Here is a 17,746-nt window from a genome sequence, read left to right as displayed (position 1 = left end):
CGTCATGTGCCGTGAGTAGGATTGCCGTCGGCGTAGAAACGTCCGGCCGCCCGGCGAGGGGGCTCGCCGCGCGGCCCCCGGTCCTTCCGGCGTGAGCTGGAGGACCGGGGGCCGCCTCACGCGGTGTCCGCGCGTCGGCGTGTCAGCCGGCCCAGACCTCGGCGTCGTCGGCCGGCACGGTCGTGGCCAGCTTCAACTCCTTGCGGGCGGGGACCGTCTTGTTCGGGTCGATGCCGGTGAAGGCCAGGTCGTAGGCGATGTAGAAGTCGTCCGTGGTGCCGGCCGTGGCGGCGTCCTCCCAGGCCTCCGCGGTCTCCGTCAGCTGCGTACGGAGCTTGACGGTCTCCGGCTGGTCCACGCCCTTCAGGTTCGTCACGTGGGAGTTGAGCGCGGTCGAGACGGCCTTGGCCTGCTTCTTGTAGCCGGCCAGGTCCTTCTCGACGTCCTCCGCCTCGGGCTGGTTGCTCCACAGCGCTTCGTAGACGGCGTTCGCGCCCTTCAGGTACGCGAGCTGATCGGCGTTCAGGGACTTGTTCTGGAGTGATCCGGAGTACGTGCCCGTCTTCATGGCGTACGTGCAGCTCACGGACCGGTCGCCGGTCTTCCAGCTCTCGCTGGTGGGGTAGTAGTAGAAGAGGTCGACGCCCTTCGGGATCGCCCAGGTGTCGGAGATGAACTTCTGCGACTCCGCGGGGCACCGCTCGTCGGCGATCTTCGAGGCCCCGTCGTCACCCGGGTACGCGGACTCCCCCTCGATGGAGAACTCGCCGACGACCTGGCCCTCGTGCGCTTCCTCGCAGGGCACGATCTCGACGCTGAACTCCTCGCTCGCCGTCGCCTCGCTGTTCGGGTTGTAGCAGTCGCCCGTGGTGAGCGAGAAGACCGACCGCTGGCGCACTACCTTCTTGGCGCCGGCCTTGGCGCTGTCGATGGCGTCGGCGCAGCCCACCGCGCCTATCGCGAGAAGGGCGACGGCGACGGACATGCCGCGTGCTGAACGGGACGTGACACCGAGAAACATGACGTGAGCATCCTCAAACGGAAGAACTGGGAACAGGTGTGCGCATCGTATGGCATAAATGTGACCAGGCTGTGCATGGCCGTCACCACCCTCCGGGGGTATCGATGTCGAGCGGGCCGTCCATCGGGGCGTCCGTGGCGTCGGACGCTTCGCGCAGGTCAAGTGGTGCGCGGCGTACGGGAGTCGGCGCTTTTTGCATCCGTAGTAATTTTTGCTTGACGGGTGCGATGCGCCTGCCCTAACATTACGTCCGTTGTAAAAATACCCTTGACTGACGTCAGCTTGAGCACGAGGAGCTCCATGCACATCACCGCATCCACCGTCTCGCTCACCGTCGAGGACGTCGCCGCGTCCAAGGCCTTCCTCACCACCCACCTCGGCTACGAAGAGACCGCCGCCACCGAGGACTTCGTCTCCCTCGCCCGCGAGGACGCGGCGGTCGACATCGTTCTCCTGCGCCGCGGCATCGACGTACTGCCGGCCACGCAGCGCGATCAGCGGGCCTCCGGGCTGATCCTCGCCTTCACCCTCACCGGGCTCGAGGACGAGGAGAAGCGGCTGCGCGCCGAGGGCGTCGAGATCACGATGCCGCTGCGCGAAGAGCCATGGGGCGAGCGTCTGTTCCAGGTCACCGACCCCAACGGGGTCGTCATCCAGTTCGTCGAATGGGTCTCGGTCCCTGACGCGGAGCACGCATGACCACCCTGCAGACCGCGGCGCTCATCGCCTCGACTGTGGGAGCCGCCTTGATGGCCGGGCTGTTCACCGCCTTCGCGTACGCCGTCATGCCCGGCCTCTCGCGTACCGAGGACCGGGCGTTCGTCCAGAGCATGCAGCACATCAACCGGGCCATCATCAACGGTTGGTTCCTCCTCCCCTTCCTGCTGCCCTTGCCGCTGCTCGTGCTGGCGACGGTCCTCGCGGCGAAGGGACACAGCCCGGGGGCCCTGCCCTGGATCATCGCGGCGCTCGTGCTCCACGCGGCGGCGTTCCTCGTCACCGGAACACAGAACGTCCCGCTCAACGACACCCTCGACAAGCTGCCGCCGGACGCGGCCCCCGAGCGACTCCGGGACGCACGGGCCGCGTTCGAGGGCCGCTGGGTCAGATGGAACACCGTCCGCGCCGTCCTGCACACCGCGTCCCTGGGCGCACTGCTCTGGGCGCTCCACCTCCACGGCGCGACCCGCACGTGACTCCTGGCGCCTTCCTCTCGTTGACCAAGGCCGTGCCCCCCGCGGCCCCGCGAGGAGAGGAGCGGTCATGTACGAGTGCCCGCCACTGCGTCCGGCGCCCGAGCTCCCGATCGCCCTGCCGGGCCGCCGGGCCTCCGGCCCGGCATCGTGGCTGGCGGCGGTCGCCGTGGCCTTCGCCACCGTCCAACTGGCGTTCGTCGTACCGGGCTCAGGGCTGGGATGGGACGAGACGGTCTACGTCAGCCAGGTCGGCGGCCACGCCCCTCCCGCCTTCTTCAGTGCCCCCCGTGCCCGCGGGATCTCCTACCTGGTCGCTCCCGCCGCAGCCCTCACCGCATCCACCACCGCGCTGCGGATCTACCTCGCCGTGCTGTCCGCCACCGGCCTGTTCGCCGTCCTGTGGATCTGGCGGAAGGTGCTGCCCACGCCCGTCGTCGTAGGCGCGGGCGCACTGTTCGCCGGCCTGTGGCCGACGCTGTTCTACGGGCCCACGGCGATGCCCAACCTGTGGTGCGCCCTCGGCGCCCTGGCCGCGACCGGCTGGGTCGTGCGGGCCGTGCACGGCGCCCCCGGCCGTGCGGAGACGGCCGGCGCGGGGGCCGCCGTGGCACTGGTCGCGCTGATGCGGCCCGCCGATGGATTCTGGCTCGCGCTGCCCCTGACCGTCGCCGTCGTCCTGGCACCCGGCCGACGCCTGCCGCGCCTGTGCGCCGCGCTCGTCGGCGGACTCGTGGTGGGCTGCGCGCCCTGGATCGCCGAGGCGTACGCGCACCACGGGGGCCTCGGCGCCCGGCTGCATCGGGCCGGTGAGATCCAGGGCGGGCTCGGATGGAACGTCGCCGTCGACGACCACCTGCGCGCGCTCGCCGGCCGGACCCTGTGCCGCCCCTGCGACATCGGCTGGGAGAACCCGGGCACGGCGGTGTGGTGGGCGGCACTGCCCCTCCTCACGGCCGGCGGGGTCGTGGCGGCCCGGCGTGCGGGCCGGTTCGCCACGGCACTGCTGGTGACGACGACCGGGGTTTCGACGGCGGTTCCGTACCTGTTCCTCGTCGAATACGCCGCGCCCCGCTTCCTGCTCCCCGCCTACGCGTTGCTGGCCGTGCCCGTCGCCGAATGCATGGCGTATCTCTTCGCCCGCGCACGACGTGCCCGCCGTCCGGCCGGTGTTGCCGCACTGTCCCTGGCCCTGGCGACCCATCTCACCGTGCAGCTCTCCGTGGTCAGTCATGTGGTGCGCACCAGTCACGCCACGAGTGCGCGCTTCGCCGCGGCCGCAGGCGAGCTGAACCGGCTCGGAGTGCGTCCGCCCTGTGTGGTCAGCGGGGAGGACGCCGTACCGATCGCCTACTACGCCGGCTGCGCCTCACGCCAGACCGCAGGGCACGACGCCGGCATCACTCCCGAAGCCCTCCGCGCCCTGGCGCGCCGCACACCGACAGCCGTCCTGACGGCAGAGGACGACGAAAGGCCACCGGCCGCCGTCGGCGCGCGAAAGGTTCCCCCACCACCCGGCCGTGGGCCCGCGCCCTACCGGACGTACCTGCTGCCGGGCCCCGCCACGGCTCGAGCGGCGGACGCCGGGCAGTCCGGCTGACCGGGACCGAGGGCGCTCCGTCTCCGCCTCGCGGACCTCCGCTTCCGACAGCGGCGCGGCCGGGCAGGAATCCCGTCCCGAAGTCTCGAAGGCCGCCGTCACACCGTGCGGGCGACGCCGCACCACATGGGCAGGGTGTCGTCGGGGGTGTCCGAGGGCCCGGGGCGCCAGCGGGTCAGGGTGACCACGCCGGGTTCCAGGATCTCCAGGCCCTCGAAGAAGCGCTCCACCTCCTTCTGGGTGCGCGGGGTGGCGGAGGCGTTGCCGGCGGCGCGCTCGTTGTATATCCGCATGGACTCGGCGACCTCGGTGGCGGTGACGTCGGCGGCCGGGTGGGACAGGACGAGGTGGCTGCCCGGGGCGAGGCGGGCCAGGAGGCGGCGGGTGATGTCCCACGGGTCCTCGGCGTCCTTGATGTACTGCAGGATCGCCACCAGCATCAGGCCGACCGGCCGGCTCAGATCCAGGGTGCGGGAAGCCGCATCGAGGATCGTGTCCACGTCCCGCGCATCGGCCTGTACGTAGTCGGTCTGCCCCTCTGGGCCGCTGACCAGCAGCGCCCGGGCGTGAGTGAGGACGATCGGGTCGTTGTCGACGTACACGACCCGGGATTCGGGCGCGACCCGTTGCGCCACTTCGTGGGTGTTCTCCGCGGCGGGAATGCCCGTGCCGATGTCCAGGAACTGGCGGATCCCGGCCGCCGCGAGGTGCCGCACGGCGCGGCCGAGGAAGGCCCGGTTGGCCCGGACCGACGGCACGATCGTCGGGTTGGCGCCCGCGGCGAGCTCGGCTGCCTCCTGGTCCACCGGATAGTGGTCCTTGCCGCCCAGCCAGACGTTGTAGACACGGGCGGGATGCGCGCTACTGGGGTGCGGCGTGGGCAGCGGGTACTCGTTCAACGTTCGTCACCTCGTGCGGGCGAGAGGCCGGGCCGGACTCGTGTCCGGTCACGGTACTACTCCTTGATCCACCGCTCGCTCCCGAGGTGCCGTGCCGCAAAACCTGCTGGGCAGCGCTTTGCTGACGGGCGGTCAGAAGGGTGTCGACGCCTGGTCGCCGTCACGGCTTACGCGCGAGACCGCCGTGCTCACCGATGGGCCGAGGGGTGGGCGCGGTGGTGTCCGGGCGCCAGAGGGGTACCGACACGACGCCGGGATCCAGGAGTTCGAGGCCGTCGAAGAACGCCGTGATCTGGTCGACGGTGCGCAGGAGGTACGGGATGGCCCCGCTGTCGTTGTAGCTGTCCTGGGCCTGTTCGTAGTCGGCGTCGACACCCCGTGAGCCGTCGTTGACCACGAGGTGACTGCCGGACGGCAGACCGTCCATGAGACGGGTGACGACCGTGCGCGCCTGGTCGTGGTCGGTGATGTGTCCCAGGATGTTGCTCAGGATGAGAGCGGTGGGGCGACTGAGGTCCAGCGTCTGCGCGGCGGTCGACAGGATGCGGTCGGGGTCGGCCAGGTCGGCGTCGATGTAGGCGGTCGCGCCCTCAGGGGTCGAGGTGAGCAGGGCGCGAGCGTGTGCGAGGACCAGGGGATCGTGGTCGACGTAGACGATCCTCGCCTCCGGGGCGAGCCGTTGGGCGACCTCGTGGGTGTTGTCCTCGGTCGGCAGGCCGGTTCCGACGTCGAGGAACTGGCGGATGCCGGCCTCGCCGACCAGGTAGGAGATCGTGCGGCCCAGGAAGGCGCGGCTGCTGCGGGCCACGGTGACGATGCCCGGGAACACGGCGCTGTAGGCGTCCCCGGCCTGTTCGTCGACGGGGTAGTGGTCCTTGCCGCCCAGCCAGTAGTTCCAGATGCGGGCCGAGTGCGGCACCGATGTGTCGATCTGCTGCTGTGCGGAGGCGGGCACTGTCGCGTGGTCGCTCATGGGTACCGTTCCGTCTTTCCACCGAGGCGTGCATGGTCTGTCGGACAACCTACGCCCCAACAGACCTGAGGAGCACACCAGTTCCCCCCTGTGCGGCGACCGGCGCGGGGTCCCCTCGTCCCGCGTCCAAGGTCCTCCGGGGATCAGCCCTTCTCGTGGCCGCCCAGGACCCTCGTGGCGTAGTCGGTCAGGTCCTGCCGCATCCGGTCCGGTGCCGTGTGCAGCTCGCCCGCCAGGTGCTCGATCAGGTCGGCACGCGTCGCGGCCAGGAGGGCGTGTGCCGTGAAGTCGGGGGCGGGACCGGACGGAATCCGTTCCAGGGTCTCCTTGAGTCGGCCGTGCCACCACGCGTAGTGCCCCGCCCCGTAAGGGCTGCCGCTCCCCCCTTCCTCCAGGGCCAGGGCGAGGTGCCGGTTCTCCAGTTTGAAGCCGAGCACCGCGTCCAGCAGGGCTGGTACGCGTTCGTGGGGCGGGGTCGAGGGGCCGAGCGGGGCAGGGCCCGACTCCACCGCCTCGCGCACCGGCTGGATGCGGGACTCGTACAGGGCCTGGATCAGGCCGTTCCGGTCGCCGAAGCGGCGGAAGAGGGTGCCCTTGCCTACTCCGGCCGCTGCCGCGACGTCGTCCATGGACACGCTGCGCGGGCTGTGGCTGCGAGCGAAGAGCGCGTCAGCCGCGACCAGTACGGCCTCGCGGTTGCGGGCGGCGTCGGCACGCTCCTTGCGGTCGGACATGGCCCCTCCGGTTTGCTAAACGGACTGACGGTCCGTATCGTTCTGCGGGTAAGCGGACTTGCAGTCCACATCTCACATTCTAGGGGTGATGATCCGGTGAGCGACTCCATGAGCCCGGCGGACCTGTACCGCCGCAGTCTGCGGCTACTGCTGGACAAGGACATCGACGGCTGGGTCGCCCTGGTCGCCGACGACGCGCTGTTCGAGTTCCCCTACGCGCCGGACGGCTTCCCCTCGAAGCTGGAGGGCAAGGAGGCCGTCGCCGCGTACATGCGGGGTTACCCCGGCTCCATCGACCTGCGTGAGGTCGTGGGCCTGGAGATCCACGAACTGCGGGACGGGGACACCGTCGTCGCCGAATGGCGCGGAACGGGCCGCATCGTCGCCACCGGCGCTGCGTACGAGATGCCCTATGTCGCCGTGGTCACCGTCGAGGACGGACAGATCACCGCGTACCGCGACTACTGGAACCCTCTCGCGATCCCCGGATCCCCCGCCGACGCCGCGTTCTTCGACGCGGTTCCAGAAAACGCATGAGGAGCGACATGTCCGACCGCACACTGGTCATCGGAGCAACCGGCACCACAGGAAGCCGAGTTGCCCGGCAGCTTGCCGAGCAGGGCCACCCCGTTGTACTGGCCTCGCGCACGCCCGGTCCTCCGGCCGGTGCGCGGGCCGTGCGCTTCGACTGGTACGACCCCGGCACCCACGCCCCCGCGCTGCGCGGCGTCGACCGTGTCTCCCTCGTACCGCCCGTCGGCGATGCCGAGCCGGAGGCCGTCATGCGGCCCTTCCTCGAGCGGGCGCGCGCAGCCGGGGTGCGGCGCGCGGTACTGCTCAGCTCGTCGGCCGTTCCGGCCGGAGGGCCGGGAGTGGGGCGGGTCCACGCGCTGCTGGCCGAAGGGCTGTTCGAGGAGTGGGCCGTCCTGCGTCCTTCCTGGTTCATGCAGAACTTCACCGGCCGGCACCTGCACGCCGAGAGCCTGCGGGTGGACGGCGTGGTGGCCAGCGCGACGGGTGACGGGCGCGTCGCCTTCGTCGACGCCGAGGACATCGCGGCCGTCGCCGTGCGGGCGCTGACCGACGCGGTGGCACCCGGCACGGACCTGGTGCTCACCGGCCCCGAGGCGCTGAGTTACGCCGAGGTCGCAGCCCTCGTGGCCGAGGCCACGGGCCGGCCCGCCTCCCACCGGAAACTCACGTACGAGCAGATGCGTGACCGGCTGGCCGCCGACGGCGTACCCGCCGAATTCGCGGCCGTGCTCGCCGGTATGGACGTCGCCATCGCGAAGGGGGCGGAGGACCGCGTCACCGACACCGTCGAGCGCGTGACGGGCCGGCCGGCCCTCAGCTTCCGTGCGCATGTGGAAGCGGCGATGAGGCAGAAGGACGGGCTGAGTCCCCGGTAGGGCAGCACTCCGGTGCGCCGGAGCCGGGCTGAAGGTGCGATCAGCCGGCGGTGGGCGTACGGATGGCGGCGATGTCGAACTGCAGGCGGAGCCTCTCGCTGACCATGGCGCCGCCCTCGGCCAGCCGGGCGTTGTAGGTCAGGCCCCAGTCGGAACGGTTGATGGTCGTCGTCCCGTCGAACCCGACGCGCTCGTAACCGAACGGGTCGGTGACGTACCCGATGTACGTGAGGTCCAGGACCACGGGCCCGGTGACGCCCCGGATGGTGAGGTCGCCGGTCATGCGGTAGACGTCCTTGCCGACGAGCTGCACGGCGGTGCTGGTGAAACTCAGGCGAGGGTGCGACCTGGCGTCCAGGAAGTCACGGCCGATCAGGTGCGCGTCGCGCTGCTCCACACCCGTGTCGACACTCGCGGTGACCAGCGAGATCTCGGCCCGGGAGCGGGACGGGTCACGCCCGTCGAAGTAGAGGCGGCTCTCGTACTCCAGGAAAGCGCCGCGCACCGTCGTCACCATGGCGTGGCGGACGGAGAAGCCGATCCTGCTGTGCGCGGGGTCGATCATCCACTCTCCGGTGAGAGCCGCCAGACGGGGATCGAGCTGCCCTGCCGCACCCGTGGCCGCCGGGTCGGCAGTCGGCTCCTCCGTACGGGGCTCCGGACGGCGGAGCAGGGAGCTGCGGCTGAAGAGGTTCATGAGCATGTTGTTATCCGCGCGTACGGCGGGCTCGCAAGCCTTGATCAACAAACCCGACCATCCCGGAGTGAACCTTCACACGGTGAACGCCCGACGTACGTCGGCCGCGAAGGTCCGCAGTTCCTCGGGAGAGACGAGGAACGTGAGCGCGGAGACCGAGACGGCGCCCACGGGGTATCCGTCGCTGTCGAGTACCGGCACGGCCAGTGAGCAGATCGCCTGCTCGTGCTCCTCGTAGTCGGTCGCGTAACCGTCGGCGCGTGCCACCGCCAGTTTCTTCTCCAGTGCCCGCCGGCTCGTGACCGTCTTCGCCGTCAGGGCGGTCAGCGCGGCAGCCGGCGCCTTCACGGCCAGTGTCGGCAGCGACCTCTACCGGGGCGGGGACGTGCAGGCCAACGTCGCCTGGCTGCGCGCGTCGCTCGACACGTGACATCCGCGGACGGGCCTCCGCGGCCGGGGGCCCCGCACCGCCGCACCGGATCGAGGTGACACCAAAACGTGTTGCCGGGCCCCGTGGACACCTGATAGCTCTCTGATCATGGACATCACACGCATCCCCGCCGAGCCGGACGCCACCACAGCCGCCGCCGCGGTCATGGCGGAGCTGGCCGGCCTCGGGAGCCGGTCCTTCGCGCTGCCGGCCGACGCCGCACTGAGCCCGGTGCTGCCCGAGAGCGGGGGTGTGGACGCGGTCTGGGTGACGGCGGGCGGGGCGTCCGTCGAGGAAGGCGTGGTGCTCTACGTCCATGGGGGCGGGTTCGAGCACCGCATGCCGGAGCTGATGAACCTGACAGCCCACCGGATCTCCCGGGCGACCGCCCGCCCTGTGCTCGTCGTGCACTACCGCCTGTCCCCGGCCCACCCCTACCCGGCTCCGCTGGACGACGTCGTCGCCGTCTACCGGAGCCTGCTCGACCAGGGGGTGCCCGCTGCGAAGATCGTCGTCTTCTCCGAGTCCTCCGGTGCCACGCTGGCGTTGTCCGCCCTGCTCGCCCTCAAGGAGTCCGGCACCGCACTCCCGGCAGCCGTCATCGCCAACTCCGCGATCACCGACCTCACTCTGTCCAGCCCGTCCATCGACACCAACACGGCCCACGACTCGGGCGTCGACCGCACGATGCTCACCCGCCTCATCGGCCAGTACCTGGGCGGCGCCCAGCCCGACCAGGCCCCGCAGTCACCGATCCACGGCAACCTCGACGGCCTCCCGCCGCTGCTGTTCACGGTCGGCGCCGCGGAGGCGCTCCTGGATGACACGCTGCGTTTCGCGCGGGCAGCCTCCGATGCCGGAACCCAGGTGTCCGTCGAGGTGTACGAGGCGATGCCGCACGTCTTCCAGATCACGATCCTGTCCGAGCAGAGCCCGACCGGCAGGCGGCTGCTGGAACGCATCGCCCAGTGGGTCGCCGACGCTCAGCAGAACGCCGGCGGTTGACACTGCTGCCGTGGGCCGAGTCGGACGCCGCTGACTTCCGTGTGAGCAGCGCGGGATCACGTATCCACGGAAGACAACGGTGCAGTGGATCGGCCGACACGCCAGTTGCCGTCATGCTGGGGGCATTCCTGGCGGGGAGAGGGGGAACGGCTGGGGACCGTGCGTCTCACACCCCGGCCTCGACCAGGAACTCGCTCGGAGCGCCCCACCAGGACACGTACAGCCCGTCCCGGGCGCGGGTGCACGCGACGAACAGCAGGCAGCGTTCCGCCAGGAGGTCCGCGTCGTGCTGGAGCCGGTCGACCTCGGCCGCGGTGACCGCCCTCGGAAACGGGAGCGTCCCGTCGCTCACGCCGATGACCGCGACGCACCGGAACTCCAGGCCCTTGAACGCGTGCATGGTGCCGATCTGCACACGGTCCGGGTCGGCCGGAGCGTCGCCCTTGAGCCGCGCCGCAGGGATGCCCGCCGCCCTGAGCCGCTCCACGGCCTTGTCGCAGACCTTGTTGAACCGGGCGCTGACCCCGATCTCGCCCGGCGCGATGCCGCTGTCCACCCACCCGCGCACCCGCTCGACCAGCGCGTCGAGTTCGGCGTCCTCCGAGTCCCCGCTGAACGTCTCGGGCCCGTCGCCGTGCAGGGCCGAACGATAACCGAGCAGGGTCTCGTTGCGGGCGTCGTCCGCCAGCTGCTCGAAGGGCCGGCCGACGAGCAGCGCGGTGGACCAGCTGAGGATCTCGTGGGTGGAGCGGTAGTTCTTACGCATCTTCGTCGACCGGCCGGTGACCCTGACGCCGACCGCCTTCAGGGAGACCTTCGTGTCGTAGATGCGCTGGTGAGGGTCGCCGGCGATGAACAGGTCGTCCGGCCGTGCCGGGGCCGCGGCCCGCAGCAGCCGCCACTGGGCCGGGTGCAGGTCCTGGGCCTCGTCGACGACCACGTGCCGGTAGCGCGGTCCGGAGGCCGAGAGCAGGTCGGCGGCCTCCGAACAGGTGCCGAGGTAGGTGCGCAGCCCGTCGGCGGTGAGGCGGTCGGTGAACTCCTCGACCGTGCGCCACACGGGACCGCGTGCGGACGTGGGCAGAGCGCTGCCGCGTCCCCGGCGCTCGCAGGCCTCGTACTGCTCCAGGGACCGTAGGTCCTGGGCGAGGATCACGTGCTTGTACTCCTGGGCGAGGAACCGCGCGGTGCCGGTGAAGCCGGTCGCGCGGGCCGCCTGTTCCCACCGGGTCTCCTCCTCACCGCCCCGCAGCGGCCGTCGCGACGTCGACACGACACGGCCGGCGAACGCATCGACGGTCATGATGTCCACCCGGTCGCGCAGCACCTCGTCCTCGACCAGGGCCGCGAGGCCCGCGCGCAGTGCCGCGACGAGTGCGTTGGTGTACGTCGTCAGCAACACGCGGTCACCGTCGCGCAGGTGCCCCAGGAGATGGCGTACGCGGTGCAGGGCGACGACGGTCTTCCCCGTCCCGGGGCCGCCGGTGACCTGGGCGGGGCCGGAGTACGAGGGCCGGTAGGCGACCTTGTGCTGCGAAGGGTGGAGGAAGACCCGCCAGGCGGCGAACGGCTTGTCGAGGATGTCGCGCAGCTCCTCCGACGCGGTGACGAGCGCGATACGAGCCCGGGTGCGCTGGATCGCGGTCGCGAAGTCCTGCGTGTCCACAGGGGGGTCACCGGCGGACACGGTGGACATGGCCACGGACACCACGTCCCGCCACACGTCCTCGACGCTGAAACCGGCTGCCAGGTACTCCAGGACCTCACGCTGGTCCTGGGGGAAGTACGGAGCGAACACCTCCAGCTGTTCGGCATCGGTGAGCGCGCGAGCCTGCCGGAGCGTGGTCTCGTCGATGCCGAGCGCGGCCATGTCACCGTCGGACACCTTCGCGAACAGCCGCTGATCAGGCGCCGGGGCGATCCGCTCGTACGCCGGGGTGAGCTCGTCGAGCATGGCGATGTCCCGGATCTCGACGGCCCGGGTGACCGTGTTGATGCTCGCCTTCTGCTTGACGGCCCACGCGATCGCCTTGTCGTGCGGCATGACGCGCAACAGCACGTACGTGTCACCGCTGTCCGGTGCGAGGACCACACCCCGCGTTCCCTGGTCGATGCGGATGGTCCTGATGTGCGGATCACGGGCCCGCTTGAGGGTCTCCAGCTTCAGCCCCTGGTCCTTGAACAGCTGGTCCAGGGTGAGACGTTCGAACTTCTCCCAGGCGTCGAACACCCCCTGCTTGACGCTCCCCTGGAGCTTGCTGAGCTGTGCGCAGAAATCGATGTCGAACGCGAGGTGGGGCATGGGCGGACTCTCCGGGGGAGCGGCGGGGCGAAGGGGGTGGTGACGGGTCAGGCGGCCGGGCCGTCGAGATCGAGCTCGATCAGACCGAGTGCCTCGGCGACCTCTTCGGACAGGTCGTCCGTGGGTCCGTAGACCAGGCACAGATCCTCGTGCAGCGGCGCGAGGACCAGCTGCGCCTCCGGCGCGTGTCCCTGGGCCAGCAGCAGCATGCCGATGTCCCGGCGCAGCTCGACCGCCTCGTCGCTCACGTCGCCGTCCACCGCCCGGACGACGTCCAGCACGTCCCGCAGCGCGGCCAGCGCATCGGTGACCTGGCCGAGCTCGCCTCGGCAGCGGGCGGCCTGGGCGCGGCATGCACGGGCCTGCGTACTGCTCGGACCGCCGGTGCGCGCGTACGCGTCGGCCAGGGCGTCGAACTCCGGCAGCGCCGCCCGGTAGTCCCCGCCGAGCAGCCGGATCGCGGCGCGCTGCGTCCGGAGCTCCAGGACCTTCCTGTTCTCGGCGCCGAGGGCACGCGCGGCCGGCTCGATGATCTCGCTCAGCACCTCGGCGGCCTGGGCGAACCGCTCCTCGTCGAGCAGCGCGTCGGAGTGGGCGTACGCCTCCGCGATCTCCTCCCGCAGCTGTTCCGGTACGGCCACGGGAGCCGGAGGCGCGGCGTCCGTGTCCACCGCCGTGGCCACGGGCCGTCCCGCACCGGCGCGGGCGCGCGGTGCGTACGGTTGACGGAAGATCCCGGTCGGATCCGGCGCTCCCCGCGGCCCCGCCTCACCGGGTACGGGCCCCTCGCCGGGTGACGGCAGGAAGGGCCGCAGCCGCTCGTACACCTCCTGTACGTCGACGGGCCGCGCCTCGGGCGACTTGAGCAGCAGGTGCAGGACGAGCTCCTCCAGGGCCGCCGGCACGTCCGGGCGCAGCAGGCGCAGCGGGGTCGGCGCGGCGTTCACGTGCTGGTACATCACCAGGTACTCGCTGTCGGCGGTGAACAGGCTCCGCCCGCTGAGCAGTTCGTGCACCACGCAGCCGAGCGCGTACAGATCGGTCTGCGGGCTGGTCCGCCCGCCGCGCACCTGCTCCGGTGCCATGTACTGGTAGGTGCCGATGGGGCTGCCGGTCGCGGTGAGCTTGGTGACGTCCGTGCGCAGGATCGCCGCGATCCCGAAGTCGAGGACCTTCACCGTCCCGTCCCGCGCCACCAGGATGTTCCCCGGCTTGAGGTCGCGGTGGATCACGGGCACGTCGTGGGCGTACGACAGGACGGTGGCGACCTGCGCCGCGACGGCCACGGCCCAGCTGACGGGCAGCGGGCGATCGGGGTGGATGTACGCGGAGAGCGGGACGCCGTCGACCAGCTCCATGACGAGGAACAACCGCTCAAAGGCCTCGTCCAGCACCGCGTCGAACACCTGCGGCACGCCAGGGTGCTGGATGCGCGCGGTGATGCGGGCCTCGCGCTTGAAGCGCTTGGCGAACTCCTCCGCCAGCTGCGGCGAGCCGGCGACGGCCTGCCGCCGGACCACCTTCACGGCGACGGGCCGGTCCAGCACGGCGTCGTAACCACGCCAGACGTCGCCCATGCCACCGCTGTTGAGCTCCTCGACCAGCTCGTACCGCCCGGCGATCGGCTGCTGTGGCACCTTGCCCCCGTGTGTGCGTGCGCTGAGGGCCGACGCGTGCTGGCGCGCGGACCCGACGTGGTGGGGCCAAGTCTCGCCGGGCGGCGATCTCCAGTCCAGCGGAGCTGGGAGAGTGAGTGAAGAAGCGTCACTTCCCGGTCATCGGCTCGGTGTACGGGGGCGTGTGCAGCTTGGGCCTTGTGCTCGGCAGTGGAACCGGGGCTGTGTTCGGTCTCATGTGCGGAAACGAAAACAATCGTCACGGACGGCTGAGACACAGGGCCTCCTGACGCTCGAATGGACTTCAACACCCACGAGCTGTACAGGGGCCCTGCTTTCATGCGTCGACGATAAGTCGATAAATCAACCAGATACCAAATTTCGGCCTGTAACCGATCCTCGCGGTACAACAGTGGCTACTTTGCAAGCTAGAGCAAAATCACCTTTACGCTTTTTTCGGCAGTCCGTCAGGAGGCACTCAAGCGCCCCTTCGGCACCGGGTCATAATCCCACATTCCCTCGCCTCCGACACAGCCGGAGCTTGACCACACCGCTTAGCCCTGCTGGGTGGCTGCTCCGGGACCCTGCTCAGTTTTCGAGCAAGTCGTTGACGTATTCGCGGAGGTCAGCTGGGATCTCCTCGAGTTGGATCTCTCGCAGCTCGGCTACATGATTAACACCGACATGACCGGTGGACATCAACTCGAGGATGGCGTGGAGCTCGGCCTCCAAGGCTGAGTTCTCCTTCTCCAAGACCGCCGCCGCCGCCAGCAAAGTAGCCAACGAGGACGCCTGAGCAGGCGAATAGGTGCTCAAGTGATCGGTGACTTCGTCGGCCGCGCGTTCACGCACCGCCGATTCCCTGTCCAGGATTTTGCGCGCCATGTCGATGAAATTACGGATTTTCATGTGCTCAGCCTATTTGATCAATATGGTAGTGGATACTGAGTCGGCCAGGGAATATGTGTGCTGTTAGCCGCGTCAGCATTGTGATTCGGACTGTTCGGGTTGTGGACCTGCCGATGATACAAGTTCCCTGCCTCGTCCTGATATTTGCCACCGATTGATATTCGATAGACGTCCCCATTCGCCGCATTCGAGCCCGCCGGTGCGGTCCCGTCCTTGTCATGTACCCGGAGTCGGGCGGTGGTTTCCGTCTCGGGATCTTTCCACTTGTATTCGACTCCCTTTTGTGCGCCACCGTTAGCGTCCGGTGTGGGTACTCGCATTTCGGCGTCACCCGGAACGATATCGAGCGGGTTATGATTCCTCAGGTCCCAGCCGCCGTTCTTGATGCGAGGCGGGCAGGGAGCCAGACCGAGTGGATCGACCCATGCATGCGGGTTGAGCACGTACGCGACCGGATTGGGCGAGGGCTCCAGGCCGAGCGGATCCGAGGTCAGGTACCGGGCTGTCGCCGGGTCGTAGTGACGGAAGTAGTTGTAATGCAAGCCCGTTTCAGGGTCGTAGTATTGCCCCGGGAAGCGTAGCGGCGTGTAGGTGGTGCTGTTCGCGGCCCAGGTGGTGACACCCCAGAGCGTGGCCCGCGTACGCCATGCGATCCGACCCGCGGCGTCGACGAGTTCGCTGGGTGTGCCCGTTAGATCCGTGACAATGGCGAAGAAGCGCGAGTCGATCTCTTCCTGCGGGGCATCGGCGGCAACGATGCGTTCTCTCTGAGACAAGGGCTGCAGGCCCTGGTGGTCCCAGGTGAGAGTGACGGGGTGGGGCAGCTCGGTGGACGTGGTGGTCTGCTCGCACAAGGTCGTGTCGTCCCAGGTGAACACCACCCGTTCGACGATGGTTTCTCCGTCCTCCGCCAGGCGGAGTTTCGCGGTGCGGCGCCCCAGAGGGTCGTACGTGTAGCGCCAGTGGGTGCGGTCTGGGGTGACAACCGAGGTGAGGCGGTCCTCGGCGTCCCACTCGTAGCGCCAGGTGTCTGGTTTGCGGGACAGCCGGGTCCTCTGCCGGAAGATGATGCGGCCAAGGGCGTCGTATTCGTAGCGGACATCGCCTGCACGGGTGATGCGGGTTCCGGCGTAAGCGCGAGAGCCTACCGCTTCCTGTCCAGGGTGGTCCGATGGCCAGGCCGCCTGGGTCTGGTTGTCCGCCTCGTCGTAGGCGTAGGTCTCGGTCCAATTGACCGCCTGAACTGCCGTCACCCGACCGGCAGCGTCGAGGTCGAAGCGGCGGGAGCACCGGGCAGACCGTTCCGCTCTTGCAGATCGCCCCGTCGAAGACGGACCAAGAGCGACTTGTCTTGGTCACGCCGGAGCTGGCGGACGTGTTGAGCACGGTCGTCTCTCGAGTCCGAGGCTCGGACGGGAGAGTTCCCGTTCTTCGTAGCTACGACCACTACGAACGGGTCTGGAACCCGCCGATGCCTCTCCTGTTCCAGGATCGCTCTGGCGGCTACCTGCGTCCGCTGTCACGAGCGACGATCCGTCGGGGACTCGACGTCACCTTGTTGGCCTCAGGTCTGACGGACAGCGCGGGTGACCCCCTCATCTTCCAGCCCCACGACTTCCGCCGGATCTTCATCACGGACTCCATCCTCAAGGGCCTGCCCCCTCACATCGCCCAGGTCATCGCTGGTCACGACCACATCGGAACGACGATGGGATACGCCGCGATCTACCCCACTGATGCCGTCGAGGCACACCGAGCGTTCATCGCCCGGCGCCGGGCTCTGCGACCTGCCGACGAATACCGCACCGTCACCCCTAAGGAATGGGGAGAGTTCCTCGGACACTTTGAGCGCCGCAAGCTCGCCCTGGGCGACTGCGGCCGCGCATACGGAACTGACTGTGCTCACGAACACGCTTGCGTCCGATGCCCCGCCCTGATCGTCCACGCGACAGAACGTCCCCGGCTTGTCGAAATCCGCGACAACCTCCTCACGCGCATCTTGGAAGCCGAAAGGGAAGGCTGGCTCGGCGAGATCGAAGGGCTGCAGAGCAGCCTGACCCACGCCGAGGAGAAGCTAGCCCAACTCGACGCCCAGATCTCCCGGAAGCAGGAGTCTGTCGACCTGGGAATCCCTACCTTTCGGGAGATCGTTGCTCGCACCACTGCGGCGGCCACCCCGCCGGGGCCTGCGTGACTGAACGGCTGTCAATCCGGCGTGCTCAGCGGACACCGCCACAGAACGCGGCGCTTGGACGAGCTTCGTCCACGCGGATGATCTACACCACCCCGGCCCGGGCCACGGGCCACGTTCTACGGGCGGCGGGCCAGCAGGTGGGTGTCGAGGAAGCCCCGCTCGGACGCTGGGTCGTGGAGCAACCGAGCCACCGTGACGAGTCCGGCCCCGGCCAGCAACTCGGCAAACTGCTCCGCCGGCCAGCTATAGGCAGGCGCCACCTTGTGGTCGAAGCGGACAGGCTCCGGCCCCTCGGTTCCGAAGAAGGACGCCAGGAGCAGGCCCCCTGGTGCCAAGACACGCACCTGCTCAGCGAGAAGCGCGGGCAATTCTTCAGGTGGGGTATGGATCATCGAGTAGTGGGCCAGCACTCCGCCGAGCGCGCCGTCCTCGACCGGCAGGGCCTCCATTCGTGCTTCGTCGAACCGCAGCGCCGGATGGGCCCGCCGGGCGTGGGCGACCATAGCCGGGGAGAGGTCGAGTCCGAAGGCGTCCAACCCCAAGTCGTGCAGCATGGCGGTCAAATGGCCCGGCCCGCACCCGACGTCGGCTGCCCGCAGGTTCCCCGTGCCACGCACGAGCTCGGTGAAGGTGCCGATCATGTTCCGCGCGAACGGCTGCGTCTCCAACCGATTAGCGAACATCGACGCATACAGTTCGACGACCCCGTCGTAGGCCGCCCTGGTCTCGTCCTGGTGTTTTAACACGGGAGTGAAGCTAACACC

The 17,746-nt window shown here is 69.4% G+C and carries 18 protein-coding genes and 1 pseudogene; 8 read left to right on the top strand and 11 right to left on the bottom strand.

Going from position 1 to position 17,746, the window contains the following annotated elements; translation table 11 throughout:
• Positions 1–142 precede the first annotated feature (142 nt).
• Complete coding sequence (locus ACFYSH_RS25810) at positions 143–1,021, bottom strand: septum formation family protein (RefSeq protein ID WP_388755630.1); 879 nt, start codon at positions 1,019–1,021, stop codon at positions 143–145.
• Positions 1,022–1,321: 300 nt separating this feature from the next.
• Here ACFYSH_RS25810 and ACFYSH_RS25805 point away from each other — a divergent pair, with 300 nt between their 5' ends.
• From ACFYSH_RS25805 to ACFYSH_RS25795, 3 genes are all read left to right on the top strand, one after another.
• The gene (locus ACFYSH_RS25805; RefSeq protein WP_388755628.1) at positions 1,322–1,720 is read left to right on the top strand and encodes a VOC family protein; all 399 of its coding nucleotides are present in this window, start codon (positions 1,322–1,324) and stop codon (positions 1,718–1,720) included.
• The gene (locus tag ACFYSH_RS25800) at positions 1,717–2,217 is read left to right on the top strand and encodes an anthrone oxygenase family protein (protein WP_359465759.1); all 501 of its coding nucleotides are present in this window, start codon (positions 1,717–1,719) and stop codon (positions 2,215–2,217) included. The genes ACFYSH_RS25805 and ACFYSH_RS25800 overlap by 4 nt, the downstream gene beginning before the upstream one ends.
• Positions 2,218–2,284: 67 nt before the next feature.
• On the top strand, positions 2,285–3,814 hold the full coding sequence (locus ACFYSH_RS25795; protein ID WP_359465757.1) for a hypothetical protein: 1,530 nt from the start codon (positions 2,285–2,287) through the stop codon (positions 3,812–3,814).
• Positions 3,815–3,912: 98 nt separating this feature from the next.
• Here ACFYSH_RS25795 and ACFYSH_RS25790 read toward each other — a convergent pair whose 3' ends face one another.
• From ACFYSH_RS25790 to ACFYSH_RS25780, 3 genes are all read right to left on the bottom strand, one after another.
• The gene (locus ACFYSH_RS25790) at positions 3,913–4,713 is read right to left on the bottom strand and encodes an SAM-dependent methyltransferase (RefSeq protein WP_388755624.1); all 801 of its coding nucleotides are present in this window, start codon (positions 4,711–4,713) and stop codon (positions 3,913–3,915) included.
• 160 nt (positions 4,714–4,873) lie between these two features.
• Positions 4,874–5,686: an SAM-dependent methyltransferase gene (locus ACFYSH_RS25785; RefSeq protein ID WP_388755621.1), complete on the bottom strand. Its 813-nt coding sequence runs from the start codon at positions 5,684–5,686 to the stop codon at positions 4,874–4,876.
• A gap of 143 nt (positions 5,687–5,829) precedes the next feature.
• A complete protein-coding gene (locus ACFYSH_RS25780; protein WP_388755619.1) occupies positions 5,830–6,420 on the bottom strand; it encodes a TetR/AcrR family transcriptional regulator in 591 nt (196 codons plus the stop codon).
• A gap of 96 nt (positions 6,421–6,516) precedes the next feature.
• Here ACFYSH_RS25780 and ACFYSH_RS25775 point away from each other — a divergent pair, with 96 nt between their 5' ends.
• Both ACFYSH_RS25775 and ACFYSH_RS25770 read left to right on the top strand, forming a co-directional pair.
• Positions 6,517–6,957, top strand: coding sequence for a nuclear transport factor 2 family protein (locus tag ACFYSH_RS25775; RefSeq protein WP_359465750.1), 441 nt, complete (start codon positions 6,517–6,519; stop codon positions 6,955–6,957).
• A gap of 8 nt (positions 6,958–6,965) precedes the next feature.
• Positions 6,966–7,829 carry an NAD(P)H-binding protein gene (locus ACFYSH_RS25770; protein WP_388755616.1) on the top strand — a complete coding sequence of 288 codons (864 nt, stop codon included), beginning with the start codon at positions 6,966–6,968 and terminating at the stop codon, positions 7,827–7,829.
• Between the two features lie 40 nt (positions 7,830–7,869).
• Here the strand turns inward: ACFYSH_RS25770 and ACFYSH_RS25765 are convergent, their stop codons facing one another.
• Both ACFYSH_RS25765 and ACFYSH_RS25760 read right to left on the bottom strand, forming a co-directional pair.
• Positions 7,870–8,526 (bottom strand): YceI family protein, encoded by a 657-nt coding sequence (locus ACFYSH_RS25765; protein WP_359465748.1) that lies wholly within the window; start codon positions 8,524–8,526, stop codon positions 7,870–7,872.
• 75 nt (positions 8,527–8,601) lie between these two features.
• Positions 8,602–8,874 (bottom strand): IclR family transcriptional regulator C-terminal domain-containing protein, encoded by a 273-nt coding sequence (locus ACFYSH_RS25760; protein WP_359465747.1) that lies wholly within the window; start codon positions 8,872–8,874, stop codon positions 8,602–8,604.
• Here ACFYSH_RS25760 and ACFYSH_RS25755 point away from each other — a divergent pair.
• Both ACFYSH_RS25755 and ACFYSH_RS25750 read left to right on the top strand, forming a co-directional pair.
• A complete protein-coding gene (locus ACFYSH_RS25755) occupies positions 8,825–8,956 on the top strand; it encodes a hypothetical protein (RefSeq protein ID WP_388755816.1) in 132 nt (43 codons plus the stop codon). The two genes, ACFYSH_RS25760 and ACFYSH_RS25755, sit on opposite strands and share 50 nt — an antisense overlap.
• A gap of 108 nt (positions 8,957–9,064) precedes the next feature.
• A complete protein-coding gene (locus ACFYSH_RS25750; protein ID WP_359465746.1) occupies positions 9,065–9,961 on the top strand; it encodes an alpha/beta hydrolase in 897 nt (298 codons plus the stop codon).
• 166 nt (positions 9,962–10,127) lie between these two features.
• On the opposite strand, the gene ACFYSH_RS25745 is transcribed toward ACFYSH_RS25750, so the two are convergent.
• From ACFYSH_RS25745 to ACFYSH_RS25730, 4 genes and pseudogenes are all read right to left on the bottom strand, one after another.
• Entirely contained in the window at positions 10,128–12,263 is a 2,136-nt protein-coding gene (locus ACFYSH_RS25745; protein ID WP_388755611.1) for a UvrD-helicase domain-containing protein, read from the bottom strand.
• Positions 12,264–12,310: 47 nt separating this feature from the next.
• A complete protein-coding gene (locus ACFYSH_RS25740; protein ID WP_388755608.1) occupies positions 12,311–13,900 on the bottom strand; it encodes a serine/threonine-protein kinase in 1,590 nt (529 codons plus the stop codon).
• Between the two features lie 567 nt (positions 13,901–14,467).
• Complete coding sequence (locus ACFYSH_RS25735; protein ID WP_388755606.1) at positions 14,468–14,788, bottom strand: hypothetical protein; 321 nt, start codon at positions 14,786–14,788, stop codon at positions 14,468–14,470.
• 17 nt (positions 14,789–14,805) lie between these two features.
• Positions 14,806–16,071, bottom strand: a pseudogene (locus ACFYSH_RS25730) (polymorphic toxin type 30 domain-containing protein); the annotation flags it as partial.
• A 92-nt stretch (positions 16,072–16,163) separates the two neighbouring features.
• On the opposite strand from ACFYSH_RS25730, the gene ACFYSH_RS25725 reads away from it, so the two are divergent.
• The gene (locus ACFYSH_RS25725; RefSeq protein ID WP_388755809.1) at positions 16,164–16,982 is read left to right on the top strand and encodes a tyrosine-type recombinase/integrase; all 819 of its coding nucleotides are present in this window, start codon (positions 16,164–16,166) and stop codon (positions 16,980–16,982) included.
• A 116-nt stretch (positions 16,983–17,098) separates the two neighbouring features.
• On the opposite strand, the gene ACFYSH_RS25720 is transcribed toward ACFYSH_RS25725, so the two are convergent.
• The gene (locus ACFYSH_RS25720) at positions 17,099–17,728 is read right to left on the bottom strand and encodes a class I SAM-dependent methyltransferase (protein ID WP_388755806.1); all 630 of its coding nucleotides are present in this window, start codon (positions 17,726–17,728) and stop codon (positions 17,099–17,101) included.
• Positions 17,729–17,746: the final 18 nt, after the last annotated feature.

Source organism: Streptomyces sp. NPDC005791, from assembly GCF_042871485.1.
In the GTDB taxonomy this organism is placed as follows: domain Bacteria; phylum Actinomycetota; class Actinomycetes; order Streptomycetales; family Streptomycetaceae; genus Streptomyces.
Note: the sequence above shows the minus strand (reverse complement) of the source record. Positions and strands in the feature narration are given on the sequence as shown.